At 64.3% G+C, this 22079-nt stretch carries 17 protein-coding genes, 1 tRNA gene and 1 pseudogene; 11 read left to right on the top strand and 8 right to left on the bottom strand.

Going from position 1 to position 22079, the window contains the following annotated elements; genetic code table 11:
* Positions 1-68: 68 nt before the first annotated feature.
* Positions 69-144, bottom strand: a tRNA-His gene (locus BFAL_RS03225).
* A 627-nt stretch (positions 145-771) separates the two neighbouring features.
* On the opposite strand from BFAL_RS03225, the gene BFAL_RS03220 reads away from it, so the two are divergent.
* Complete coding sequence (locus tag BFAL_RS03220; RefSeq protein ID WP_055426982.1) at positions 772-1809, top strand: threonine aldolase family protein; 1038 nt, start codon at positions 772-774, stop codon at positions 1807-1809.
* 66 nt (positions 1810-1875) lie between these two features.
* Here BFAL_RS03220 and BFAL_RS03215 read toward each other — a convergent pair whose 3' ends face one another.
* Both BFAL_RS03215 and BFAL_RS03210 read right to left on the bottom strand, forming a co-directional pair.
* Positions 1876-3114, bottom strand: a complete 1239-nt coding sequence (locus tag BFAL_RS03215; protein WP_082440323.1) for a glycosyltransferase — start codon at positions 3112-3114, stop codon at positions 1876-1878.
* Between the two features lie 50 nt (positions 3115-3164).
* Positions 3165-4376 (bottom strand): pyridoxal phosphate-dependent aminotransferase, encoded by a 1212-nt coding sequence (locus BFAL_RS03210; RefSeq protein WP_055426981.1) that lies wholly within the window; start codon positions 4374-4376, stop codon positions 3165-3167.
* Positions 4377-4590: 214 nt separating this feature from the next.
* Here BFAL_RS03210 and purT point away from each other — a divergent pair, with 214 nt between their 5' ends.
* The 4 genes and pseudogenes from purT to BFAL_RS11510 form a co-directional block, all read left to right on the top strand.
* On the top strand, positions 4591-5901 hold the full coding sequence (purT, locus tag BFAL_RS03205) for a formate-dependent phosphoribosylglycinamide formyltransferase (RefSeq protein ID WP_082440322.1): 1311 nt from the start codon (positions 4591-4593) through the stop codon (positions 5899-5901).
* 124 nt (positions 5902-6025) lie between these two features.
* Complete coding sequence (purC, locus tag BFAL_RS03200) at positions 6026-6778, top strand: phosphoribosylaminoimidazolesuccinocarboxamide synthase (protein WP_055426980.1); 753 nt, start codon at positions 6026-6028, stop codon at positions 6776-6778.
* A 148-nt stretch (positions 6779-6926) separates the two neighbouring features.
* Positions 6927-10685 carry a phosphoribosylformylglycinamidine synthase gene (locus BFAL_RS03195; RefSeq protein ID WP_055426979.1) on the top strand — a complete coding sequence of 1253 codons (3759 nt, stop codon included), beginning with the start codon at positions 6927-6929 and terminating at the stop codon, positions 10683-10685.
* Positions 10686-10839: 154 nt separating this feature from the next.
* Positions 10840-10991 (top strand): annotated as a pseudogene (locus BFAL_RS11510) (DNA-deoxyinosine glycosylase); the annotation flags it as partial.
* Positions 10992-11052: 61 nt separating this feature from the next.
* Here the strand turns inward: BFAL_RS11510 and BFAL_RS03190 are convergent.
* Entirely contained in the window at positions 11053-11631 is a 579-nt protein-coding gene (locus tag BFAL_RS03190) for a hypothetical protein (protein WP_055426978.1), read from the bottom strand.
* A 202-nt stretch (positions 11632-11833) separates the two neighbouring features.
* On the opposite strand from BFAL_RS03190, the gene BFAL_RS03185 reads away from it, so the two are divergent.
* Together BFAL_RS03185 and BFAL_RS03180 are read left to right on the top strand one after the other, a co-directional pair.
* Complete coding sequence (locus BFAL_RS03185) at positions 11834-13132, top strand: lactonase family protein (protein WP_082440328.1); 1299 nt, start codon at positions 11834-11836, stop codon at positions 13130-13132.
* A 14-nt stretch (positions 13133-13146) separates the two neighbouring features.
* Positions 13147-13707 (top strand): DNA-deoxyinosine glycosylase, encoded by a 561-nt coding sequence (locus tag BFAL_RS03180; protein WP_055426977.1) that lies wholly within the window; start codon positions 13147-13149, stop codon positions 13705-13707.
* Here BFAL_RS03180 and BFAL_RS03175 read toward each other — a convergent pair.
* The 4 genes from BFAL_RS03175 to BFAL_RS03160 all read right to left on the bottom strand — a co-directional run bounded on the left by BFAL_RS03175 (position 13688) and on the right by BFAL_RS03160 (position 17654).
* Positions 13688-14851, bottom strand: a complete 1164-nt coding sequence (locus BFAL_RS03175) for a type II toxin-antitoxin system HipA family toxin (protein WP_055426976.1) — start codon at positions 14849-14851, stop codon at positions 13688-13690. The genes BFAL_RS03180 and BFAL_RS03175 overlap by 20 nt on opposite strands.
* Positions 14838-15125: a helix-turn-helix domain-containing protein gene (locus BFAL_RS03170; protein ID WP_269082761.1), complete on the bottom strand. Its 288-nt coding sequence runs from the start codon at positions 15123-15125 to the stop codon at positions 14838-14840. Before BFAL_RS03170 ends, BFAL_RS03175 begins: the two co-directional genes overlap by 14 nt.
* A gap of 408 nt (positions 15126-15533) precedes the next feature.
* Entirely contained in the window at positions 15534-15752 is a 219-nt protein-coding gene (locus BFAL_RS03165; RefSeq protein ID WP_055426975.1) for a hypothetical protein, read from the bottom strand.
* A gap of 201 nt (positions 15753-15953) precedes the next feature.
* Positions 15954-17654 carry a Y-family DNA polymerase gene (locus BFAL_RS03160; protein ID WP_055426994.1) on the bottom strand — a complete coding sequence of 567 codons (1701 nt, stop codon included), beginning with the start codon at positions 17652-17654 and terminating at the stop codon, positions 15954-15956.
* Between the two features lie 163 nt (positions 17655-17817).
* Between BFAL_RS03160 and BFAL_RS03155 the strand changes: the two genes are divergently transcribed.
* The 4 genes from BFAL_RS03155 to purF all read left to right on the top strand — a co-directional run bounded on the left by BFAL_RS03155 (position 17818) and on the right by purF (position 22079).
* Positions 17818-18510 (top strand): response regulator transcription factor, encoded by a 693-nt coding sequence (locus BFAL_RS03155; protein WP_082440320.1) that lies wholly within the window; start codon positions 17818-17820, stop codon positions 18508-18510.
* A 12-nt stretch (positions 18511-18522) separates the two neighbouring features.
* Positions 18523-19752 (top strand): sensor histidine kinase, encoded by a 1230-nt coding sequence (locus BFAL_RS03150; protein WP_055426973.1) that lies wholly within the window; start codon positions 18523-18525, stop codon positions 19750-19752.
* Between the two features lie 120 nt (positions 19753-19872).
* Positions 19873-20412: a hypothetical protein gene (locus tag BFAL_RS03145; RefSeq protein WP_055426972.1), complete on the top strand. Its 540-nt coding sequence runs from the start codon at positions 19873-19875 to the stop codon at positions 20410-20412.
* A 143-nt stretch (positions 20413-20555) separates the two neighbouring features.
* Positions 20556-22079, top strand: coding sequence for an amidophosphoribosyltransferase (gene purF / locus BFAL_RS03140; RefSeq protein WP_055426971.1), 1524 nt, complete (start codon positions 20556-20558; stop codon positions 22077-22079).

Genomic DNA, 22079 nt, shown 5'->3' with positions numbered 1-22079 from the left:
AGAATCGCGCGGAGAGGGACGTGCCGTACGGAAAACGAAAAGACCCCGAGGATTCCTCGGGGTCTTGGTGGGGTGGCTAACGTGGCTTGAACACGCGACCTTCTGAACCACAATCAGATGCTCTACCAACTGAGCTATAGCCACCATGTGGTCTTGACCCGCTTGCGCCGGTCAGTGACAACAGGTGGATACATTACATGACTTTCGCCCGTTGTCCAACATCGGCGTGTCGCGCCATCCCGTTCCGCTCGCATCCGCACATGGGAACGGTCACATTGTTCGGTTATGTTCACTTTGAACTACGCCACAATCACTACTGCCGATTGGATTTTCAGCGTGTCGAGATACCACCCATGTTCGTTTTTTGGTACACTTGCAGACGAAGGCCGGAGTTCAAGATCGGCCGGGAATCCGGCAGGTCGCAACGAAGCGCAGAAAGCCGTAAGGCCGCAGGCGCAACACCTTCGAACTGATAACCGAACAGCGAACAGTGGTGAATTCACCGGATCGCGGCAAGGCTGTACGGCGCATGCGCCGGGCCGCGCATCATGTGCACAGACGATCGAAGTACTGGTTGTGTGAGCAGACATCATGTGGATCATCATTGCAAGGAGACCGCGCAGGGCGGCGCGGCAAAGGCAACGTACCATCACCTCCTTCCCCAAATACAGACGACTCCCGGAACTTTTCCCTTCGGTTCCGGGAGTCGTCTTCTTTTACGACCTAGACGTCTTACAGCCCGGACGCCCCGCCGGGCGTAGACTCGTCATCATGCTTTCCTTCGAAAACGACTATTCCCGCGCAGCGCATCCGGCGGTGCTCGACGCCATCGCGCGCGCCAACGAGACCCTCTACCCCGGCTACGGTTCGGACGCCCTGTGCGCCTCGGCCGCGAACCGCATCCGCGAAGCCTGCGACGCCCCCGACGCCGACGTGCGGTTCCTCGTCGGCGGCACGCAGACCAACCAGGTCGTCATCGACGCGATCACCCCGCCGTACGCGGGCGTCGTCACGGTCGACTCCGGCCACCCCAACGTGCACGAGGCCGGCGCCATCGAGTATTCCGGCCACAAGGTGCTCACCCTCCCCCACCACGACGGGAAAATGGACGCCGCGGAACTCGCCGCGTTCTGCGACACCTTCTACGCGGACGGCAACCACGAGCACATGGTCTACCCCGGTGCCGTCTACGTCTCCATGTCGACCGAATACGGCACCATCTACTCCGCATCGGAGCTGGAGGCACTCGCCGAAACCGCACACCGCTACGGCATGCCGCTGTTCGTGGACGGCGCGCGCCTCGGCTACGGGCTGACCGCCACCGGCTGCGACCTGACGCTGCCGGACGTGGCGCGCATCGCCGACGTCTTCTACATCGGAGGCACCAAGGTCGGCGCGCTGTTCGGCGAGGCGGTCGTCTTCACGAACCACGGCGAATACTCGCGCACGCCGAGGCACTTCCTCACGCAGATCAAACAGCACGGCGCCCTGCTCGCCAAAGGCTTCGTGCTCGGAGCGCAGTTCGACGCGCTGTTCACCGACGGTCTCTATCTGCGCATCGCGCGCAACGCGAACGCGCAGGCGGACCGCATCCGCGAGGCGCTCGTCGCCAAAGGCTACACGCTCACGTTCGAGGCGCCCACGAACCAGATCTTCGTCACGCTCGACCATCCGACCATCGCCCGACTCGAACGCGACGTGCGTCTCGGGTTCATGGAGAAGGCGGACGAGACGCATACGGTGATGCGCATCTGCACGAGCTGGTCCACCACCGACGCACAGACCGACGCGCTCATCGCGTTGCTGTAACGGTCGCGGACGAGTCCGGGAGCGTGCGTTGGCGCGGTTCCGCGCGGCGAGCGCGGAACCGTCGCGTCAACGCGCTCCCTGCGCCATCGCCTCACGTTCCATGTCGACGAACCGGTGCACGGACGCCTCCACCGAATAGTGCTCGCGCGTGTGGCGCGCATACGTCGCGCCCCAACGCGCGAGTTCGTCTGGATGATCGATCCACCAGTCGATGCGGCGCGCGAGCATCGTCGCGTCGCGCACCGGGAACAGCGATTCGTCGAGCAGCGCGAACTGGCTCGCCGCGGACAGTTCCGACGCGGCGATGACCGGCACGAGGCCGCACGCCATCGCCTCGATGACGCTCACCGATTCGATGTCCGCGATCGAACAGTGCACGAACAGGTCGCACGAGCGCAGCAGCGCGGGCATGTCCGCGTTGCGGTGGAAGCCGATGTCCGCCTTGCGCTTGAGACGACGGTTCGCACGGAACGTCAGGTAGCGGCGCAACGGCCCGGTGCCGGCGATCACCAGCTGGATGTCGCTGGCATGCCGGCTCATCGAAATCGCCTTGATGAGCGTGATCTGGTCCTTCTCATGCGCGAGACGCCCGGAGGCGATCACACGGAACGGCACATGCGCCGCGGCATCCGGGGCGAGAGGGGCGCGCGCGGTGAACCGCGGCGCGTAGCCGTTGGAGATTACATGCATCACGCCCTTGTAGCCGTGCTCGCGAAGCAGGCTCGCGGTCATCTCGGTCGGCGTGTGTATATGGTCGACGCGCTTGTACAGCCACTGGCGGAACAGCCAGTACAGGAACCGCTCCATGCCGGGGATGTAGCGCAGCGGACCGGCGGAATACAGCACGTTCTCCGGCTGCAGGTGGAATCCGGCGGTCACCGGAATGCCCATCTGACGGGCGATTTTCGCGGCGCGGCGCCCGAACTTGAACGGCATGTAGATGTGGACGACGTCGACGCCGCGGAACGCGGTGCGGAACAGCGTGTCGCTCGGTTCGGCGAACTGCATCTGCTGTTTGGCGGCCACCCAGGAGACCAGCGGAACATGGTTCACGCGCGCCGGATATTCGGGGGCGCCGATGCCCACCAGCCGCACATGATGCCCCTGCCGTCTCAGCTCCGCCGCCCATTGCAGCGCCGAGTTCGAGGTGCCGTTGCCCTGGTTGCCGATCGTGTCGACCACGAGGGCGATGGTCAGCGGGCGGTCGATGCCCTCCTCCGTGACGCCCGCGTCGTCTCCGGACTTGACTGTTCGGGCGTCACGGCCGGAGACGATGCGGTCTTCTTCAACTTCCTGTTCGCGCATTGCTTCAGTGTACGTCCGCCGAATCGCCGCGAATCCAGACGATGCGGCCGTCAGTGTCTGGAAACCGCGCGTGCGATGCGCGATACCGCCTCGTAGAGATCGGATTCGGGCCTGAGCAGGCTGAAGCGCACGAAACCGTCCGAGGCCGGGCCGAAGCACGAGCCCGGCATGACCGCCACGCCCGCATGCTCGATGAGCCACGCGGTGAACTCGTCGGAAGTGCCACGCCCCTGCGGCACATGCGCCCACAGGAACAGCCCGCCCTGCGGCGGCGCGACGGCGAATCCCGCCTCGCGCAATCCTCCGGCGAGCACCTTCGCGCGATGCCCGTAGGCGGCGGCGAGCTCGGCGACGGAACGCAGGTCGCCGCCCAGCGCGACGGCGCCGGCCTGCTGGACGATGCTGGGCGCGAGCACGGTGGTCTGGTTGTGCACGGCCTTGGCGGCGTCGACGATGGTCTCGTTGCCGGCGATCCACCCGCCGCGCCAACCGGCCACCATGAACATCTTCGACAGGGATCCGAGTTCCACAGCCACGTCGAGGGCGCCCGGAGCCTCGAGGATGCTGGGGCTCGGACTGCCTGCGAATTCGATGCCGGCGTAGGCGAAGTCGTTCATGATCGCGAACCGGTGCTTGCGGGCGAGCGCGACGGCCCGCTCGTAGAACGCGGCCGTGGCGACCGCGCCGGTCGGATTGTTCGGATAGTTGAGGATGAGGAGTTTCGCACGATCCCACAGGGCGGGGTCCACGGCATCGAGGTCGGGCAGGTAGCCGTGCGCGGGGTCGGCGGGTATCGTCTCAAACCGCCCCTTCGCCACGGCCGTGGATCCCTCGTACTGCGGGTAGTACGGGTCGACGGCCACGACGGTGTCGCCTTCGTCGATGAGCGCCTCGATCACCGTGGAGATGCCGACGGACGCGCCGGCGACGGCGAGAATCCTCCGTGACGGGTCGAGTGTGACGCCGTGGGCGTTCGCGTACCATCCGCCGATCGCGTCAAGATAGGCGGGGATGCCGGCGAACGGCGGGTAGCGGAAATTCGACGAATCGTGCGCGGCGTGGGCGAGCGCGTCCTGCATGAACGCGGGCGGCGCGCCGTCCGGATTGCCTTTGGACAGGTCGATGATGTCATGCCCGGCGCGAATCGCGGCGGCGGTGCGCGCGTCGGCCTGGGCGAACGGATTGGGCGGGAGCTCCGCCGTTCTGCGCGAAATCAGTCCCGCGACCGGCTCCTGAGCGGACGACGGACTCCCGTTCCCCATCTGCGACCCCCTGTTTCCCCTCATCTCCTCCCGCACGTGTGGCTCGTACGGGAGACGTTGGCCCGATCGTGTTTCACCATCGATCGGTGAGACCCACCATACGTGGCGTATGTCGCACGGTCCACGGCGTGTCTATACACGATGCTTATGGGCCGTTATCGATCCGCGGCGCGCCTTGCGGCGTCTCATCTGGTGGCGATGCGAGAATGTGCCCATGACCGATAGCGTGAACCTTCCCGTCGATTCCCTCTCCACCCCCTCCCCCACAGGCCATGCGCCGTCCGGCCGCGTGCTCGGCACGCCGCTGGGCGCCCGTGCGACTCGCGTGCTGTTCCTCGGCGCCGGCGAACTCGGCAAGGAGGTGACGATCGAACTCATGCGGCTCGGCGCGTGGGTGTGCGCGGCGGACTCGTATGCGGGCGCGCCCGCCCAACAGGTGGCGCACGAGTCGCGCGTGCTCGACATGGCCGACGCCGCCCAGCTGCGCGCCTTGTTCGATGAGGTCCGTCCGGACATCATCGTGCCGGAGGTGGAGGCGATCGCCACGTCCGAACTGGCGGATGCGGCGGCGCGCGGCGCGCAGGTGGTGCCGAGCGCCGAGATCGCGGCGATCTGCATGGACCGTGAGCGTCTGCGCGTGCTGGCGCATGAGGATCTGGGGTTGCCGACCACCCCGTACCGGTTCGCGGGCTCGTTGGAGGAGCTGCGCGCGGGGGCCGGCGAGGTGGGCTACCCGTGCGTGGTCAAGCCGGTGATGAGCTCGTCCGGTCACGGCCAGTCGGTGGTGCGTTCGGACGAGGCGATCGACGCCGCATGGACGGAGGCGCAGGAGGGTCGCCGCGCGGCCGGCGAGGGCGACGTGTCGCGTGTGATCGTCGAGGCCTTGGCGCCGCTCGACTACGAGCTGACCGTATTGACGGTCTCGTCGTCCGCGGGCATCGTGACGTGCGCGCCGATCGGGCAGCGTCAGGAGTCCGGGGATTATCGCGAATCGTGGCAGCCGGCGGCCTCCTCGGAGGCGGTGCTCGCCGAGGCGGGACGCATCGCGCGCGCGGCGGTCGGAGGTCTGGTCGCGAAGGCGCAGGCCGCGGGCGAGACCGGCTGGGGCGTGTTCGGCGTGGAGCTGTTCGTGCTCACGGACGGGCGTGTGCTGTTCAACGAGGTGTCGCCGCGCCCGCACGACACGGGCATGGTGACGATGATCTCGCAGCGGCTGAGCGAGTTCGCGTTGCACGCGCGCGCGATCCTCGGGATTCCGGTCACCGAGGGTCATGTGGCGACGACGCTCGGCGACGGCCAGGTGGCGGCGAGCCATGCGATCGTCGTCGGAGGCGACGGCGAGGCCGGGTTCTCCGGTCTGGCCGGCGCGTTGGCGGAGCCCGGCACCGACCTGCGCATCTTCGCGAAGCCCGAGGTGCATGGCCACCGCCGCATGGCCGTGGCGCTGGCCGTCGGCGGCAGCGAGGCCGACGCGCGCGCCAAGGCCGCACACGTCGCCGACGCGCTGACCATCGACGTGCGCTGACCGCGTCGCCGGAAACGGACCCGGCCGGCTGCATGCGCCATCCGGCCGGGTGTCGCATGTAGCCGGCGATTGGTACCCTTTTACCGTTAGTTCACCCAGAAATCCCACTCCTGAAAGGCGAGTAATGGAGAAGCTGGAAAAGCTCTACGAGGGCAAGGCCAAGCAGCTGTACGCAACCGACGACCCCGAGGTCCTTTGGGTCGAGTACAAGAACACCGCCACCGCCGGTGACGGTGAGAAGAAGGAGGACTTCACCGGCAAGGGCCGTCTGAACAACCTCATCACCACCATCATCTTCGACCTGCTCAAGAAGCGCGGCATCGACAGCCACCTCATCAAGCGCGTGAACGCCACCGGCCAGCTGGTGCGCAAGGTGAACATGTTCCCGCTGGAGATCGTGCTGCGCAACGTGGCCGCCGGCCACTTCTGCTCGCGTCTGGGCGTCGAGGAAGGCCTGCCCCTCAAGGAGCCGGTGCTCGAATACTTCCTGAAGAACGATGATCTGCACGATCCGTTCGTCAACGACGACGATCTCGTCGCCCTCGGCGTGTGCACGCGGCGGGATCTCGCAGAAATCGCCCCGCTCGCGCGTCGCATCAACGAGGCGCTCATCGAGATCTTCGCGAAGATCGACGTCAAACTGGTCGACTTCAAGATCGAGATGGGGCGCGCCTCGGACGGCACGCTGCTGCTGGCCGACGAGATCACGCCGGACTCCTGCCGCCTGTGGGACCAGCGTGACCATTCCGGCAAGGTCGAGCACCTCGACAAGGACCTCTTCCGCCGCGGACTGGGCTCGATCATCCCCGCCTACGAGGAGATCGAGGAACGCCTCGCCAAGCTGGCCGAGTCCGAAGGCATCGAAGTCGCCGAATGACGCGATGATCTGGCTTCCGCCTACGGAACCGTCGCCTCCCCGCAGGAGCACGGTCCGTAAGACGGGAGCCAGTTCTGGTTTTACACGAAACCGTCCATCTCTTTTCGCAGAACAGTCTCCCAAACATCTTCCAGAGGAAAGGAATCCCATGGTTTTCCGCGTGTACGTGGAGAAGCGACCCGGCTTCGACGTCGAGGCGCAGCAGCTCGCCGGCGAGCTGCGCACCATCCTCGGCGTCTCCGGCCTCAAGTCCGTGCGCATCGTGAACCGTTACGACGTGGAGGGCATCAGCGCCGAGCTGTTCGCCAAGGCCACGCCCACCGTGTTCAGCGAGCCCCAGGTCGACGCCGTCTCCAACGACCTGCCCGACTTCGGCGAGGCGAAGGTGTTCGCCACCGAATTCCTGCCCGGCCAGTTCGACCAGCGCGCCGACTCCGCCGCCGAGTGCATCCAGCTGATCTCGCAGGGCGAGCGCCCCACCGTGCGCTCCGCCAAGCTGTACGCCCTCGAAGGCGACCTGACGGACGCGGACGTCGCGGCCATCAAGAAGTACGTCATCAACCCGGTCGAGGCGCGCGAGGCGTCCCTCGAGACCAAGGAGACCCTGAAGACCGCCGTGCCGACGCCCGGCAAGGTCGAGGTCATCGCCGGATTCAACGAGATGGACGCCGAGGCGGGGTACCGCTTCATCGACGAGCGCGGGCTCGCGATGGACCTCGCCGACCTCGAATTCTGCCAGCAGTACTTCACCGAGGCGGGACGCGAACCGACGATCACCGAGATCAAGGTGATCGACACCTACTGGTCCGACCACTGCCGCCACACCACGTTCGGCACGATCCTCACCGACGTCGCGATCGACGACGAGGTCGTCAGGGCCGCGTTCGAGCGCTACCTCGAACTGCGCCACGAGCTCGGCCGCGACGAAAAGCCGCTGTGCCTGATGGACATGGGCACGATCGGCGCGAAGTGGCTCAAGAAGAACGGCATCCTCACCGGTCTCGACGAGTCCGAGGAGATCAACGCCTGCACCGTCAAGGTGAAGGTGGACGTCGACGGCGAGATGCAGGACTGGCTGTTCCTGTTCAAGAACGAGACCCACAACCACCCGACCGAAATCGAGCCGTTCGGCGGCGCCGCCACCTGCATCGGCGGCTGCATCCGCGACCCCCTGTCGGGCCGTTCCTACGTGTACCAGGCGATGCGCGTGACCGGCGCCGCCGACCCGACCGTGCCGGTCTCCGAGACGCTGGAAGGCAAGCTTCCCCAGCGCAAGCTCGTGACCACCGCCGCCGCCGGCTACTCCTCCTACGGCAACCAGATCGGTCTGGCCACCGGCCAGGTCGACGAGATCTACCACCCCGGCTATGTGGCCAAGCGCATGGAGGTGGGCGCGGTCGTGGCCGCCACCCCGGCCGACCATGTGCGCCGCGAGACCCCCGCCCCCGGCGACAAGATCATCCTGCTGGGCGGCCGCACCGGCCGTGACGGCATCGGCGGCGCGACGGGCTCCTCGAAGGCGCACAACGTGGAATCGCTGGAGCTCGACGGCGCCGAGGTGCAGAAGGGCAACGCGCCGGTCGAGCGCAAGCTGCAGCGCCTGTTCCGCCGCGGCGACGCGTGCCGTCTCATCAAGCGCTGCAACGACTTCGGCGCCGGCGGCGTGTCCGTGGCGGTCGGCGAGATCGCCGACGGCCTGTACGTGAATCTCGACACCGTGCCGAAGAAGTACGAGGGCCTCGACGGCACCGAGCTGGCGATCTCCGAGTCGCAGGAGCGCATGGCCGTCGACGTTGCCGCCGAGGACGTGGACGAGTTCCTCGGCTACGCGCGCGAAGAGAACCTCGAAGCCACGGTGATCGCCACCGTGACCGAAGACCCGCGCATGGTGATGACCTGGAACGGCGACGAGATCGTGAACCTCTCGCGCGAATTCCTCGCCTCCAACGGCGCGCCGAAGCATCAGGCGGTGCACGTCGAGGCGCAGCAGGCGTACGAAGTGCCGGCCGCGTGGCGTTCCGGTTCCCTGTCCGAGCGTCTCGACGCACTGGTCACCGACCTCAACGTGGCCTCCAACAAGGGCCTGTCCGAGCGCTTCGACTCCACGATCGGCGCGGGCACCGTGCTCATGCCCTTCGGCGGCGTGAAGCAGCTCACCCCGAACGAGGCGATGGTCGCGAAGTTCCCGGTGTTCGGCGAGACCACCACCGCCTCCGCGATGGCATGGGGCTTCAACCCGTACATCATGAGCGCGAACCAGTTCACCGGCGCGTACCTGTCCGTCGTCGAATCGCTCGCCAAGCTCGTGGCCGCAGGCTTCGAGCATGAGAAGGCGTACCTGAGCTTCCAGGAGTACTTCGAGAAGCTGCGCGACGAGCCGGAACGCTGGGGCAAGCCGATGGCAGCCGTGCTCGGCGCGCTGATGGCGCAGATCGACCTCGGCACCGGCGCGATCGGCGGCAAGGACTCCATGTCCGGCTCGTTCGAGGATCTCGACGTGCCGCCGACGCTGATCTCCTTCGCCGTGGCCGTGGGCGACATGAAGCGCGCCACCTCCCCCGAGTTCAAGGGCGCAGGCCACCGTGTCGTGCGCATCGCGCCGCGCTACCTGGCCGACGGCCTCACGCCGGACAAGGACGCGCTGCTCGACGCGTTCGCGCTGGTCGAGGAGCTCACCGATGCCGGCACCGCGCTGGCCGTGTCCACGCCGGGCTACGGCGGCACCGCCGAATCGCTGTTCAAGATGACCGTGGGCAACGGCATCGGCCTGACCCTGAACGACGGCATCGCCGCGGACGACCTGTTCGCGCCGGCGTACGGCTCGTTCATCGTCGAACTCAAGGACAACGAGAAGATCCCCGCCGTCTCCAACCTCGTCGAGGTCGGCGAGATCGGCGTGACGACCGAAGCGTACGAGTTGCGCGCCTGCGGCGAGACCATCGATCTGGCCGCACTGCAGAACGCGTGGGAGGGCGGCATCGAATCCGTGTTCCCGTACCGTTCGCACGGCGCCGCGCAGGGCGAGGGCGTCACCGTCGAGACGGTCGACTTCCATACCGAGGCGGCCGGCGTGAAGAAGACCGTGTACGTGGGTGCGGGCGTCGCCAAGCCGCGCGTCATCATCCCCGTGTTCCCGGGCAACAACTGCGAGTATGATTCCGCAACCGCGTTCGAGCGGGCCGGAGCCGAGGCGCACACGCTGATCGTCAACAACCTCACGCCCGAGGCGGTGGCCGAATCCACCGCCAAGCTGGTCGAGGAGATCAAGGCGAGCCAGATCGTGATGATTCCGGGCGGCTTCTCAGGCGGCGACGAGCCGGACGGCTCCGCCAAGTTCATCACCGCGTTCTTCCGCGCGCCCGCCGTCACCGAGGCGGTGCGCGACCTGCTGAAGAACCGTGACGGCCTGATGCTCGGCATCTGCAACGGCTTCCAGGCGCTCATCAAGCTGGGTCTGGTGCCGTTCGGCGACATCGTGGACATGACCGCCGACTGCCCGACGCTGACGTTCAACACGATCGGCCGCCACCAGAGCCGTCTCGTGCGCACGCGCGTGGCCTCCGACCTGTCCCCGTGGCTTGCGAAGACCTCTGTCGGCGACGTGCACACGGTGGCCATCAGCCACGGCGAGGGCCGTTTCGTGGCCTCCGACGAGGTGCTGGCGCAGCTCAAGGCCAACGGCCAGATCGCCACGCAGTACGTGGACGAGGCGGGCGTGCCCGGCATGGACCTTGCGGTGAACCCGAACGGCTCGCTGCTCGCCGTCGAGGGCATCACCAGCCCGGACGGCCGCGTGTTCGGCAAGATGGGCCATTCGGAGCGTTCCGGCAGCGGCCTGTACGCCAACGTGCCCGGCGACAAGTACCAGCCGATCTTCGAGGCCGGCGTCGAGTACTTCGCGGCGTGAGCTGTGGTGGGCGGCTGTCATCGGGCGGCCGCCCACCACATAGACGTTTCCTCCCCCACTTGGCTTGGCGCGATTTTGGTGCGCAAAACAGCTGTTTTGCGCACCAAAATCGCGCCAAGTGAATATTTGCCATCACCGGCTACGATATGGCCGTATGGGCGGACTGGGATTGCTACATGTGGAACATGGGTTCGGACCGGTGTGGGATGCCGGTTCGCGCATACTGGGCTGGGTTCGATGCCGAGTCCGAAATCACGGGAGGCGGCGTTCTACTACATGCACCCGCGAAACCGGTTCTGGCCGGTATCGGCAGGGGACGCGACCGCGACTAGACCCATCGTCGATGGGCGACGTCTTCTGCGACCGTTCAGCCGATGCGCTTGGCCGTGACGTGGTGGACGCTCACGGTGAGTTTGAGGTCAAAGTCGACGCTCTTGGCCATGCCGTCGTAGACGAATTCCTTCGTGGTCTCATCGGAGCCGAACTCCGATTTGGCGACCTTCCTGCCCTGTTCGGAGTCGGCATCGGCCTTGCTGGTCCACTTGCCCGTGGATTTGAGCGCGTCGGCGTCGACGGTGCCGTACCAGTACGGGTATTCGCCGAAGTTGTCGGACATGACCGCCGAAACCATGCCGTCCTTGATGGTGACGGTGACTTTGCAGTCCTTGACGCAATCCTTGCCGAAATCGGAGAACTCGTAGGTGCCGTTGACCGTCGCGGGGTCGGCGGGAGTCGGGGTCACGTCGGATGCGCCGTCGTCAGTCGAATCGCCGCTTTCGGAAGAGCCGGAATCGGAACCGTCGTTCCCATCCGTCTGCGAGCTCTGCGACGAATCGTTCGCCGTGTTCGACCCATTCGCCCCATTCGTTCCGTTCGACGACCCGCACGCGCCCATTCCGATCGTGAGCGCGCCGCACAGCAACGCCGCAGCCAGCGTCCTTCCCATCCTTACATCCATGATTCCCGGTCTTCCTTTCGTGACGTCCATGACGCCGGTGTCTGAACTATGCCTATACGGACGCCCATGATAGCGGCTTTTGCCAAAATTCCGTCGCATGATGCAAGAAACGGCTCGCGGAGTAGATTGGGCCGGGACAGGATTCACGATCCCGGCATGGGGATCTCGGTGATGAGGAGGCATGTTCGGCATGGCATCGGAGATTGCGAATGGAGGAGCAGGGGTCGATGTCCGACCTGCCGATACGGGGAATACGAAGGCGACGATCCTGCTGGTCGGCGGCTTCGGCGCGCTGCGCGGTTCGTCGTGCCCCGGCATCGAACGGGTGACGTTGCATGTCGCGAATGACGACACGACACCGGAAGGCGTCGGGGCGTCCGACGCATCCGTCTCGCTGCGCAAGGACGGTCTGCTGGCCGACGTGCCCTCCCCCACATGGCTCACACGCCACGGCGATACGCTGTACGCGGTGTTGGAGGACACGAACGAGGTCGCCGCGTTCCGTATCGATGCCGGCGAAGCCGGCGACAGGTGGGACGTGCGTCTGATTCCGCTGTCGCGAGTCCACACGCCGGGCACCAGCCCGACCCACGCGGCGGTCGTCGTGGACGATCTGGGCGGCGAGCATCTTCTCGTGGCGAACTACGCCGATGGTCATGTGTGCGTGCATCCGATCGCGGCCGACGGATCGGCGCTTGCGGCCGCACAGGTGTTGGAGAGCGAGGGCCATGGCCCGCTTCCCGCGCAGGAGGGCCCGCATGCGCACTGGATTCTGCCGCTTCCGGATGGGCGCGTGCTGTCCACCGATCTGGGCGCGGACCGCATTCATGTGCATCGCTGGGAATCGGGAAGTCTGGTTCGTGTCGGCGAGGTGCGGCTCATGCCCGGCACCGGACCGCGCGATCTGCATCTGCTGCCCGTTCCGGGCGCGGCAGATGCTGCGGCGAACGGCTCCGACTGGCGCGTGGCCGTGGTCGGTGAGTGGTCGGCTACCGTGACATTGCTCGGCCCGGCGCCGAACGGGCCGAGCGATGCGGATGGCTCTGACGGCATCCATGTGCTCCAGACCGTGGGACTCGGCGGCGATCATCTCGATCAGGCGGCGTCGCTCGCGTTCGTGCCGTGGACCGCGCTTCGTCACGGTTCCGATGACGCTACGGCCGATGACGATATGGCCGATGACGATATGGCCGACAGCACCCGTGGCATCGCGTATATGGGTCTGCGCGGTTCGGAGCGCATCGTGGCGTTGGGGTGGAACGGCGAACGTCTGTCCCGTCTCGCGCCGGAGGATGAGCCAAGTTGGCATGGACGTGGCCTCGACTGCGGCGGCAGCCGTCCGCGTCATATCCTGCCGATCGGAAACCTCCTGCTCGTGGCGAACGAGGTGTCGAACGACCTGACGGTCTTCCGTCTGGCTTCGGACGGCGAGCCGAGACGGGCCGCCGATCTTCCTTCCGGTTCCCCGACCGTGTTCGCGCGTCTGTGAAAGACGGAACGGATATGGACAGCCGCGTGGAACATCATGTGGAACATGTGAAACATGTGGAACATGGGTTCGGACCGGTGTGGAACATGACGTCGCGCGTGCTGGTGCTGGGGTCGATGCCGAGCCCGAAATCGCGTGAGGCGTCGTTCTACTACATGCATCCGCGCAACCGGTTCTGGCCTGTGATGGAGGCGGTATTCGCCGATCCGTCCGATCCGACGGATGTCGCAGGCGATACGCCGCAGTCGCGGCGCGGGTTCGCCCTGCGGCATCACGTCGCATTGTGGGATGTGATCGCCTCGTGCGACATCATGGGTGCGTCCGACGCGAGCATCCGCAACGCCGTGCCGAACAATCTGACGCCGATCCTTGCCACCGCGCCGATCGCGCGCATAGTCACGACCGGCGCCAAGGCCGCGCAGCTGTACCGTCGTCTTATCGCGCCGACACTGACTGCGTGCGGCATCGACGTGCCGATGACGCCGCTGCCCTCGACCAGCCCGGCCAACGCCTCGATGAGCCTCGACCGTCTCATCGCCGTCTACCGTGAGGCGTTCACCCCATACCTGCCATGAATCCCGCATCGGCCACACGTTCACGGATGTCCTTGGCTATGGAGGCGCAACGTGCACGGGCGATGCCGGCGCGTGTGCCGACCATCGTCAGATCACCAATCGTGATTCCCCGTCCTTTGCCGTTCACGGCGGTGGTGTGTTCGCCGTTGATTCCGGGGTTTTCGGTCAGATCGTAGCCGGGAGACAGGTGCCACTCCCCTTTGCCCCGGTCATACAGATATGAGAAGTTCTTGGCGTGATCATCCCGGTTGCCGATGAACACGTTGAAGCACATCAGCCTGTAAAGACGTTCGCAGTCCTCCGCGCTGTCGCACAGACGCATGGTCAGCCGCATCAGCAGACCGTAATCGAGGTTGGCAAGACGATGAGAGGTCTCCAACAATCCTCCGGCCGAAACCATATGAATCTTCGTTCGTGAGCGGTTCGGCCCGTTCACCCGGTCGAACCGCCGAGTACCGAAATACCCGGCGCATTGCTTCGATGGGAACAGCCGTGTCTCCGGCATGTCAATGCCGCATGCGGCCGCCAGTCGGGAGATCATGTATTCCCGTTCGCCGATATTCGGCGGATCCACGGAGGACGGGAATTTGATGATCCATTCCTCGCCATCGATTTCCGTCAGGATCTTGGGACGCGCACCTCCGGACGAACCTCCAAGGGCGAACAGCGTGTCCAGATCGTCCACAAAATCCGTTTCCAGCAGGCGGGCGCATTCCGCTGCTATGTCGTCCAGATCCGTTGGGAATACGCTGTCATTCATCGATGCGGCCGGCTCGTATTCAAGCGCTCCCATGCCGCCGGCTCCCACGATCGACAATCGGGTCAACGGGCCGACCGAGAACGGATCAATACCTCGTTTCCGTAGCATGCGATCGGTCAGCAATCTTCCCCAACCATCCGGCATGCTGTCGTCGAACACCCCGAACATGCCGTTGAGCGGATCACGCTTGGCCACGAACACGCCGGATCGCAGCGGCAACGACAGAGGACTGATGCTGAATCCGGCAGTCAGCCAATCATGGTCGTAGGCGAATGCCAAGGTGCGGGATGGAGCGATCGTGAGCCATCCCACGGTCACGCCGTCATAGATCACACGCACACGATCTACGGTCGCGTCCAGATTCCCCAGTTCATTGCGAGACATTATCACTGCGCTTTCCGCCTTTCCCGCCGACCTTCCCGCCGACCTTACCGTCATCGCCACGTGCGGCGACGACGGCGTCGATGTCCCTGTAATACGGGTGCGCGAACAGCCCCTCGAAATCACCCTCGCACCCTAACGCGAAGGCGATGTTGATCAACGACGTCAATGAGATCTCATGTGATTGCTCGAACCGTCTGAGCGACGAAAGACTGACGCCCGACTTGGAGGCCAACGCCGTTTGGGACATGCCGTGTTCCTTACGACGTTCGACCATACGACGTGCGATGCCGGCCGACACATCACCCGGCATGACTTCATCCAACAAAGTAAACATACCAATATATTAGCAATTTTTAGTTGCTAGAAGCAGAATTATCAATATATAGATAGTTTTTATGCTGTGTTGCCTAACGGCGCCTTGCGACACGCGCGGCAGCGGGGCGCGGGTTTGCGTTCAAGTGCGGTTGAGGTGTTTCAGAATGTGTTAGCGTTCACGGCCGATTGTGATGGCGACACGCGATTGGCGCGCGGAACGTCGAACCGTAGGAGCTGCAAACGAAGGAGCATCAATGAAGTACCGCAACGTAGGCAAGTCCGGACTGAAGATCAGCGAGATCACGCTGGGAAGCTGGGTCACGCAGCTGACGAGCGTCACGTGGGCTGACCCGTCACGTACGCGCGTTCACGCGCCGAAATCATGGTCATACTGGTTGTCCGCCTTGCGGACGGCCTCCTCGACATGGCGTGCGGTCTCCTCGATGACCTGATCGTAGCCGGTGAGCGCGGCGAACGGCATGAACTGCGCGGCACGCTTGTGCCGCGACATCGGCGGATGCCGCCGCGACACGTGATGCGGCAGATCGATGATGTCATCGTAACGGTGGGTCTCATGCAATGCCATACCACATTCCTTTCGTACACACGGACGGGCCACGCCCGCATACACCGGCTCGTCTCACGGCTCGCACACCACCTACAGACAACCCACAGGGTTGTCTGCTTAACGGCGCCGGCCCGCAACAGCGGACGGGCTACGCCCGCGTTACATCAGCTCGCCTCACGGCTCGCACACCACCTACAGACAACCCACAGGGTTGTCTGCTTAACGGTGGTGTCCCCCAATCTGGTTGTTGCGGGCTATGCCGGTGGCGCCGGGTTCCATGTCCATCGCCTTGATGACGGCGTTGCGACCGTATTTGCGTTTGATGTCAAGCAACGTACGCTGCACATCCCCGCTGCGATCGGGACGCGCCGACTCCGATTCGGCCACGGCGGGCGAGGACGGACCGGATGCCGACGCACCGTTCGCCGATCCACGGTTTCCACCATGCCCCGCGGCGTCGTCACCCGCACCGTCTCCCGCAGAGCCTTCTCCTTCCTCCAGTCCGGCAAACAGGTCGAGCTGCTCGTAGCGTTTGCCGGCGGCCAGCTCGTCGGCCGTGGCGAGATCGTCCGCGATGACGGTCAGACGTCTCGCCAGCAGACGCGAATCCACGATGCGCTCGAACAGCATCGTCATCGCTTCTCGTATCCGCGCCGAGGACGACGTGTACTCCCCCAACCCGATGGACCCGACCGCCGGTTTGGGGACCTGCCGCCCGTAATGGTCGACGGCCACCGGCCCGTGGTACTCCTGCGCGGCGCGGCGCGCCAGCCGGCGCATCGACGGATCCGCGCAATCGTCAAGTCTGGAAGCGTCGAGACTGCCGATGTCATACCCCACCGCCAAGGTGAGCCGATTCGTCAGTACGCCCTTGTCGACCAGGTCGAGGGCGAGCGCATTGGCCATCTCCTTGGCGATGAGGCGCGCGGTGGCCCAATCGGCCGGCCCGGTGAGCACCTGGCCGATGCTGGCGCTGTGCGCGTCAGGCTCATACGATGCGATGTCCGCGATGGTGCACGGCTCCCACCCCCACGCATGATCGATGAGCAGCTCCGCGTTGACCCCGAACATGCGGTAGAGCAGCTCCTCGTTGTAGTAGTCGGAGGCGCGCCCCACCGAGCATCGGGCGATGTCGCCCATCGTCATCAGACCGGCCTTCTCCAACCTGCGCGCATACCCACGCCCCACCCGCCAGAAATCGGTGAGCGGACGGTGGTCCCACAGCAGGCGCCGGTACGACGCCTCGTCGAGTTCGGCGACGCGCACGCCATCGGCGTCTGCGGGCATGTGCTTGGCGACGATGTCCATCGCGATCTTCGCCAGATACAGGTTCGTGCCGATGCCGGCGGTGGCGGTGATGCCCGTCTCCGCGAGGATGTCACGCACGATGGTCATGGCCATCTCGTGCGCGGTCATGCCCAACGCCCTCAAATAGGGCGTGGCGTCGATGAACACCTCGTCGATCGAGTACACGTGGATGTGCTCGGGTGCCGCGTACCTCAGATAGATGCCGTAGATGCTCCCACTGACCTCCAGATACCGGGCCATGCGCGGCGGGGCGATGATCATCGACGCTTTGAGCCTGGGAGCGGCGGCGAGGTCACGCGCATCGCACGACTCCCCCACGAGACGCCGACCGGGCGCGGCGAGCGCACGCTCGGCGTTCACCCGACGCAACCGCTCCTTGGCCTCGAACAGCCGGGGACGGCCGGGGATGCCGTACGCCTTGAGCGAGGGCGAGACCGCCAGACAGATGGTCTTGTCGGTACGGGTCTCGTCGGCCACCACCAGATTCGTCGTCAACGGATCGAGACCGCGCTCATGGCATTCCACCGACGCATAGAAGGATTTGAGGTCAATGGCGAGGTAGACACGCCCGCGCGGAGCGGCGCCCGACCCGACCTTGCCGTTCATCGCCATCGACATCGCCATCACTTCCTTTCGCGCGCTCGTTCCACGTGTCCCCACCACCATACCAGATAGTCGAACATCTGTTCGACCGACCGGCCGAGAGCGCGCCGTATTGTAGTCAAAATACTTACACGGAAGCACCTCGCGCATACCCGGTGATTAGCATGAAAGGATGTGCTCAGCGACTCCGAACCGAAACACGCATCACACCGGGCAAACTCCGATTCGCGTCGGACTGGTGGACAACGACGACTGTGTGCTGCAGTGGCTCCGCATGGCATTACGCAGCCATGGCATCAACGTCGTCTGGGCCGAGAAAAACTCCGGGAACGCAATCCAGCGGACACTGTTCGGCATGGACATCCCCCAAGTCGTCGTGACCGACATCGTCCTCGACCTCATATCGGGAGTGCGACTCTGCGAGGAGATCAGACGACACAATTCGACCATAGGCATTATCGGCATCACCTCATACACGACGAAGCATTATGAAAAAGCCTTGGCACGCGCCGGCGCCCAAGGTCTGCTCGACAAGAACCACACCATCATCGCGGATCTCATAAAAGCGATTCCCCTAGCCGCCCACGGGTTGCCGATCGACCAGAACGGCCCGTTCCTGGACGCCCAAACAGCACACCGATTCGTATCACCATCCAGTGCGGGCACCATCGGAAAACTCTCCGCAGCGGAAACAGCGATTCTCAGATTATACGACAGGCATTATTCGACGCAGGAAGTCGCCGATCTGCTCGACATGAATCCGAGAACCGTTTCCACCCATATCTCACGCGCTATGCGAAAACTCGGAGCAAAGGACAGATATGAGGCACTGAGAATCTGCTCCCGATATCAGCTACTCAACTAAAAGGCATCACACATGTGTCATTTCACGCGGACGATCCATTCCATCAACCACCGGTGGACAGCAATCATATCAATAACGATATGCGGATTCCTCATCAACGATGAAGCCCATCTGCTTGCCCACGACACCGCACCCATCCAAGTGCTGGTCACGGCGGCAGTAGTCGGCGCGCTACTCCTCATGGCTCCATATCCCCGGTTCGGCGCATGGGGAACAATCCTGGCAAGTGCAATCGCATATTTGCTCATGCCCATCCCCGTACTGTTCGCCGGAGTGTTCTCACTGCCGATGTACCTGGCCGTCGGAGTCCTCTCCTACAGGAATCTCACACAGGGCATTCTCGCGACCGTATGCACTGTGACCATCGACCTATGCACAGCATATGCCAGCGGACGATTGCATCTCCTCTCACTTTCCAACATCACGCTTATGGTAGCGGTCCACGCATTCGCCTGCGTCATAGGCTACTCACTGCACTGGCGGGAGCAAGGCATGCAGACGATGTTCAGACTTCGAGAAGCCCACACACGAGAAGCCGCGGCGCATCGACTGCACGATTCCATAGCCAACAGGCTCTCTTATGCGATGATGCACATCGATGCCTATCTGGACCCGAACCACGACACAAACAATCCGGACGAGGAAATCATGGTCCTGCGGGAAATACTCGCACAGACCATCACCGACACCCACAAGCTCATCGAAGAAATGGATTCCGGGCAAACCACCGACGGCGGGTCATTACACGCACCATCGACTGCCGTCGCGCCGTCTCCCGATCGTCCGGCCCCCTCGCCATCACATCACAACCGACAATGGCTTCGCCGTATGCGCATGGTTATCGATGAGGAACAATCAAGACTCGTAAAGCTGCACATCAAGGGAATCGTGTTGCTCCCGGAGTCCACGAACCGAATCATGTCCGACGTCACCGAACGTCTACTGACGGATTTCATCCGGGAACTGTTCGCCAATGTAGCCAAATACGCGAATCCCGAGAGCGGATATACCTTCATCCTGTCCGCGGACGATGATGCGGTAAGGCTTTCGTTGTCCGACTGCGCGAAACAACCGATTCAGCGGCATTCGTCCACCGGTCATGGCATCCGATACTATGATGCGGCTTTGAGACGTGCAGGCGGAACATGCACGGTCCGTGACGAGGACTCCCCCATTTGGAGCATCACCGCATATCTGCCCTACACGGATGAAATCAGGCGTCCCGATCCCTCTCCCATGTAGGAGTATGCACTACAAAGATTTGCCCATTCCCCTTCGCATCCTCTGTAATGGATTCCCGAATTCACCGTCGGCACATGATCAACGGTGAATGACCAGACAACTCAGCAAAGGAGAAACGCCATGAAAACAACTCTCCGACACATCGCGGTCGCCATCCTCGGCATGCTCGCGTTGCTGTTGCCGGCGCCCGCGACGGCCGCGGAACCCACCCAACCCTCAGGCACAGACTCCGCATTCATCCAGGTCGGCCCCACCCAGGTCGAAGCATCACTCAACATCCACACCGAGCAGGAGCTCAATGATTTCCTGCTGTCAAGCACCCCGAAGGACGTGTGGGAGGATGTCGAAACCGGGAACGTCACGAAGGTGACCCTGCACAAGGAAGAAGAGGCTCCCTATACCGATTACCAAAGCTACTGCGACACCTTCACCCTGTGCCTCATGACCCCAGGCGGCGCGGATGTCGCCGGCTTCAAAAACTCCGGCATCCGAGCCGGGCGTTGGGGCGGTGTCGGGCAATGGCGCACCTTGGCAATCAGCGGAGGCCAAATCCGATATTCCCAAAACGGTCGATACATCACCACCGCCAAAAAAGGCCCCTGGACATGGAGTCGACTGTCCGGAACCGTCGACGTGGTACAAGTTCGAGTCTGGAACTGACATCCCCAAGTCGACATCCCCAGGACACCGGTGCCCCGCAATCTCTGCGGGGCACCGGTTTATCCATTCCACCACGCTGATGTAGCCGGCGATTGGTAGGGTTAACGTTTAGTGAACCCCCCAGTTTGAGAAGGAGCTTTGGCTTGTCGGCTGAACTCGAAGACATTCATGAGGAATGTGGCATCTTCGGCGTGTGGGGACACCCAGACGCCGCTCGACTCACCTATTTCGGATTGCACGCGCTGCAGCACCGCGGCCAGGAGGGCGCCGGCATCGTCTCGAACGACCACGGCCACCTCATCGGTCACCGTGGACTGGGTCTGCTGACCCAGGTCTTCGGCGACGAGCGCGAGATCGAACGCCTCAAGGGCGACCGCGCGATCGGCCACGTGCGCTACGCGACCGCCGGTTCCGGCACCACGGACAACATCCAGCCGTTCATCTTCCGCTTCCACGACGGCGACGTGGCCCTGTGCCACAACGGCAACCTCACCAACTGCCCATCCCTGCGCCGCAAGCTCGAGGACGAAGGCGCGATCTTCCACTCCAACTCCGACACCGAGGTGCTCATGCACCTCATCCGCCGCTCCCTGCAGCGCACCTTCATGGACAAGCTCAAGGAGGCGCTCAACACCGTCCACGGCGGCTTCGCCTACCTGCTGATGACCGAGAACGCGATGATCGGCGCCCTCGACCCGAACGGCTTCCGCCCGCTCTCCCTCGGCAAGATGAAGAACGGAGCCTACGTGCTCGCCTCGGAGACCTGCGCGCTCGACGTGGTGGGCGCGGAACTCGTGCGCAACATCCGCCCGGGCGAGATCGTCGTCGTCAACGAGCACGGCTACCGCATCGTGCAGTACACGAACAACACGCAGCTGGCGATCTGCTCGATGGAGTTCATCTACTTCGCCCGCCCCGATTCCGACATCTACGGCGTCAACGTCCACTCGGCGCGCAAGCGCATGGGCGCGCGTCTCGCCGCCGAAGCCGGCGTCGACGCGGACATGGTGATCGGCGTGCCGAACTCCTCCCTGTCGGCGGCGTCCGGCTACGCCGAGGCCGCCGGCCTGCCCAACGAGATGGGCCTGATCAAGAACCAGTACGTGGCTCGTACGTTCATCCAGCCGACGCAGGAACTGCGCGAGCAGGGCGTGCGCATGAAGCTGTCCGCCGTGCGCGGCGTCGTCAAGGGCAAGCGCGTCGTCGTCATCGACGATTCCATCGTGCGCGGCACCACGTCGAAGCGCATCGTCCAGCTGCTGCGCGAAGCCGGCGCCGCCGAGGTCCACATGCGCATCAGCTCCCCGCCGCTCAAATACCCGTGCTTCTACGGCATCGACATCTCCACCACCAAGGAGCTCATCGCCGCGAAGAAGTCCGTCGAGGAGATCCGCGAGTACATCGGCGCCGACTCCCTCGCCTACCTGTCGCTCGACGGTCTGGTCGAGTCGATCGGCCTGGGCGCGGACGCGCCGTACGGCGGCCTGTGCGTCGCCTACTTCAACGGCGACTACCCGACCGCGCTCGACGACTACGAGGAGGCCTTCCTCAAGTCCCTCACCCCCGAGGACCGCGTGCGTCTGCCCGAGTTCGCGCTGTACAAGAGCAAGTACGTCGGCAACGAGTACACCGTGCAGCCCGACGGACCGGCAGCGGCGGGCGCCTGA

Source organism: Bifidobacterium aesculapii, assembly GCF_001417815.1.
Taxonomy (GTDB): domain Bacteria; phylum Actinomycetota; class Actinomycetes; order Actinomycetales; family Bifidobacteriaceae; genus Bifidobacterium; species Bifidobacterium aesculapii.
The sequence above is the reverse complement of the archived record's forward strand: the minus strand, read 5'-3'. Positions and strand labels throughout refer to the sequence as shown.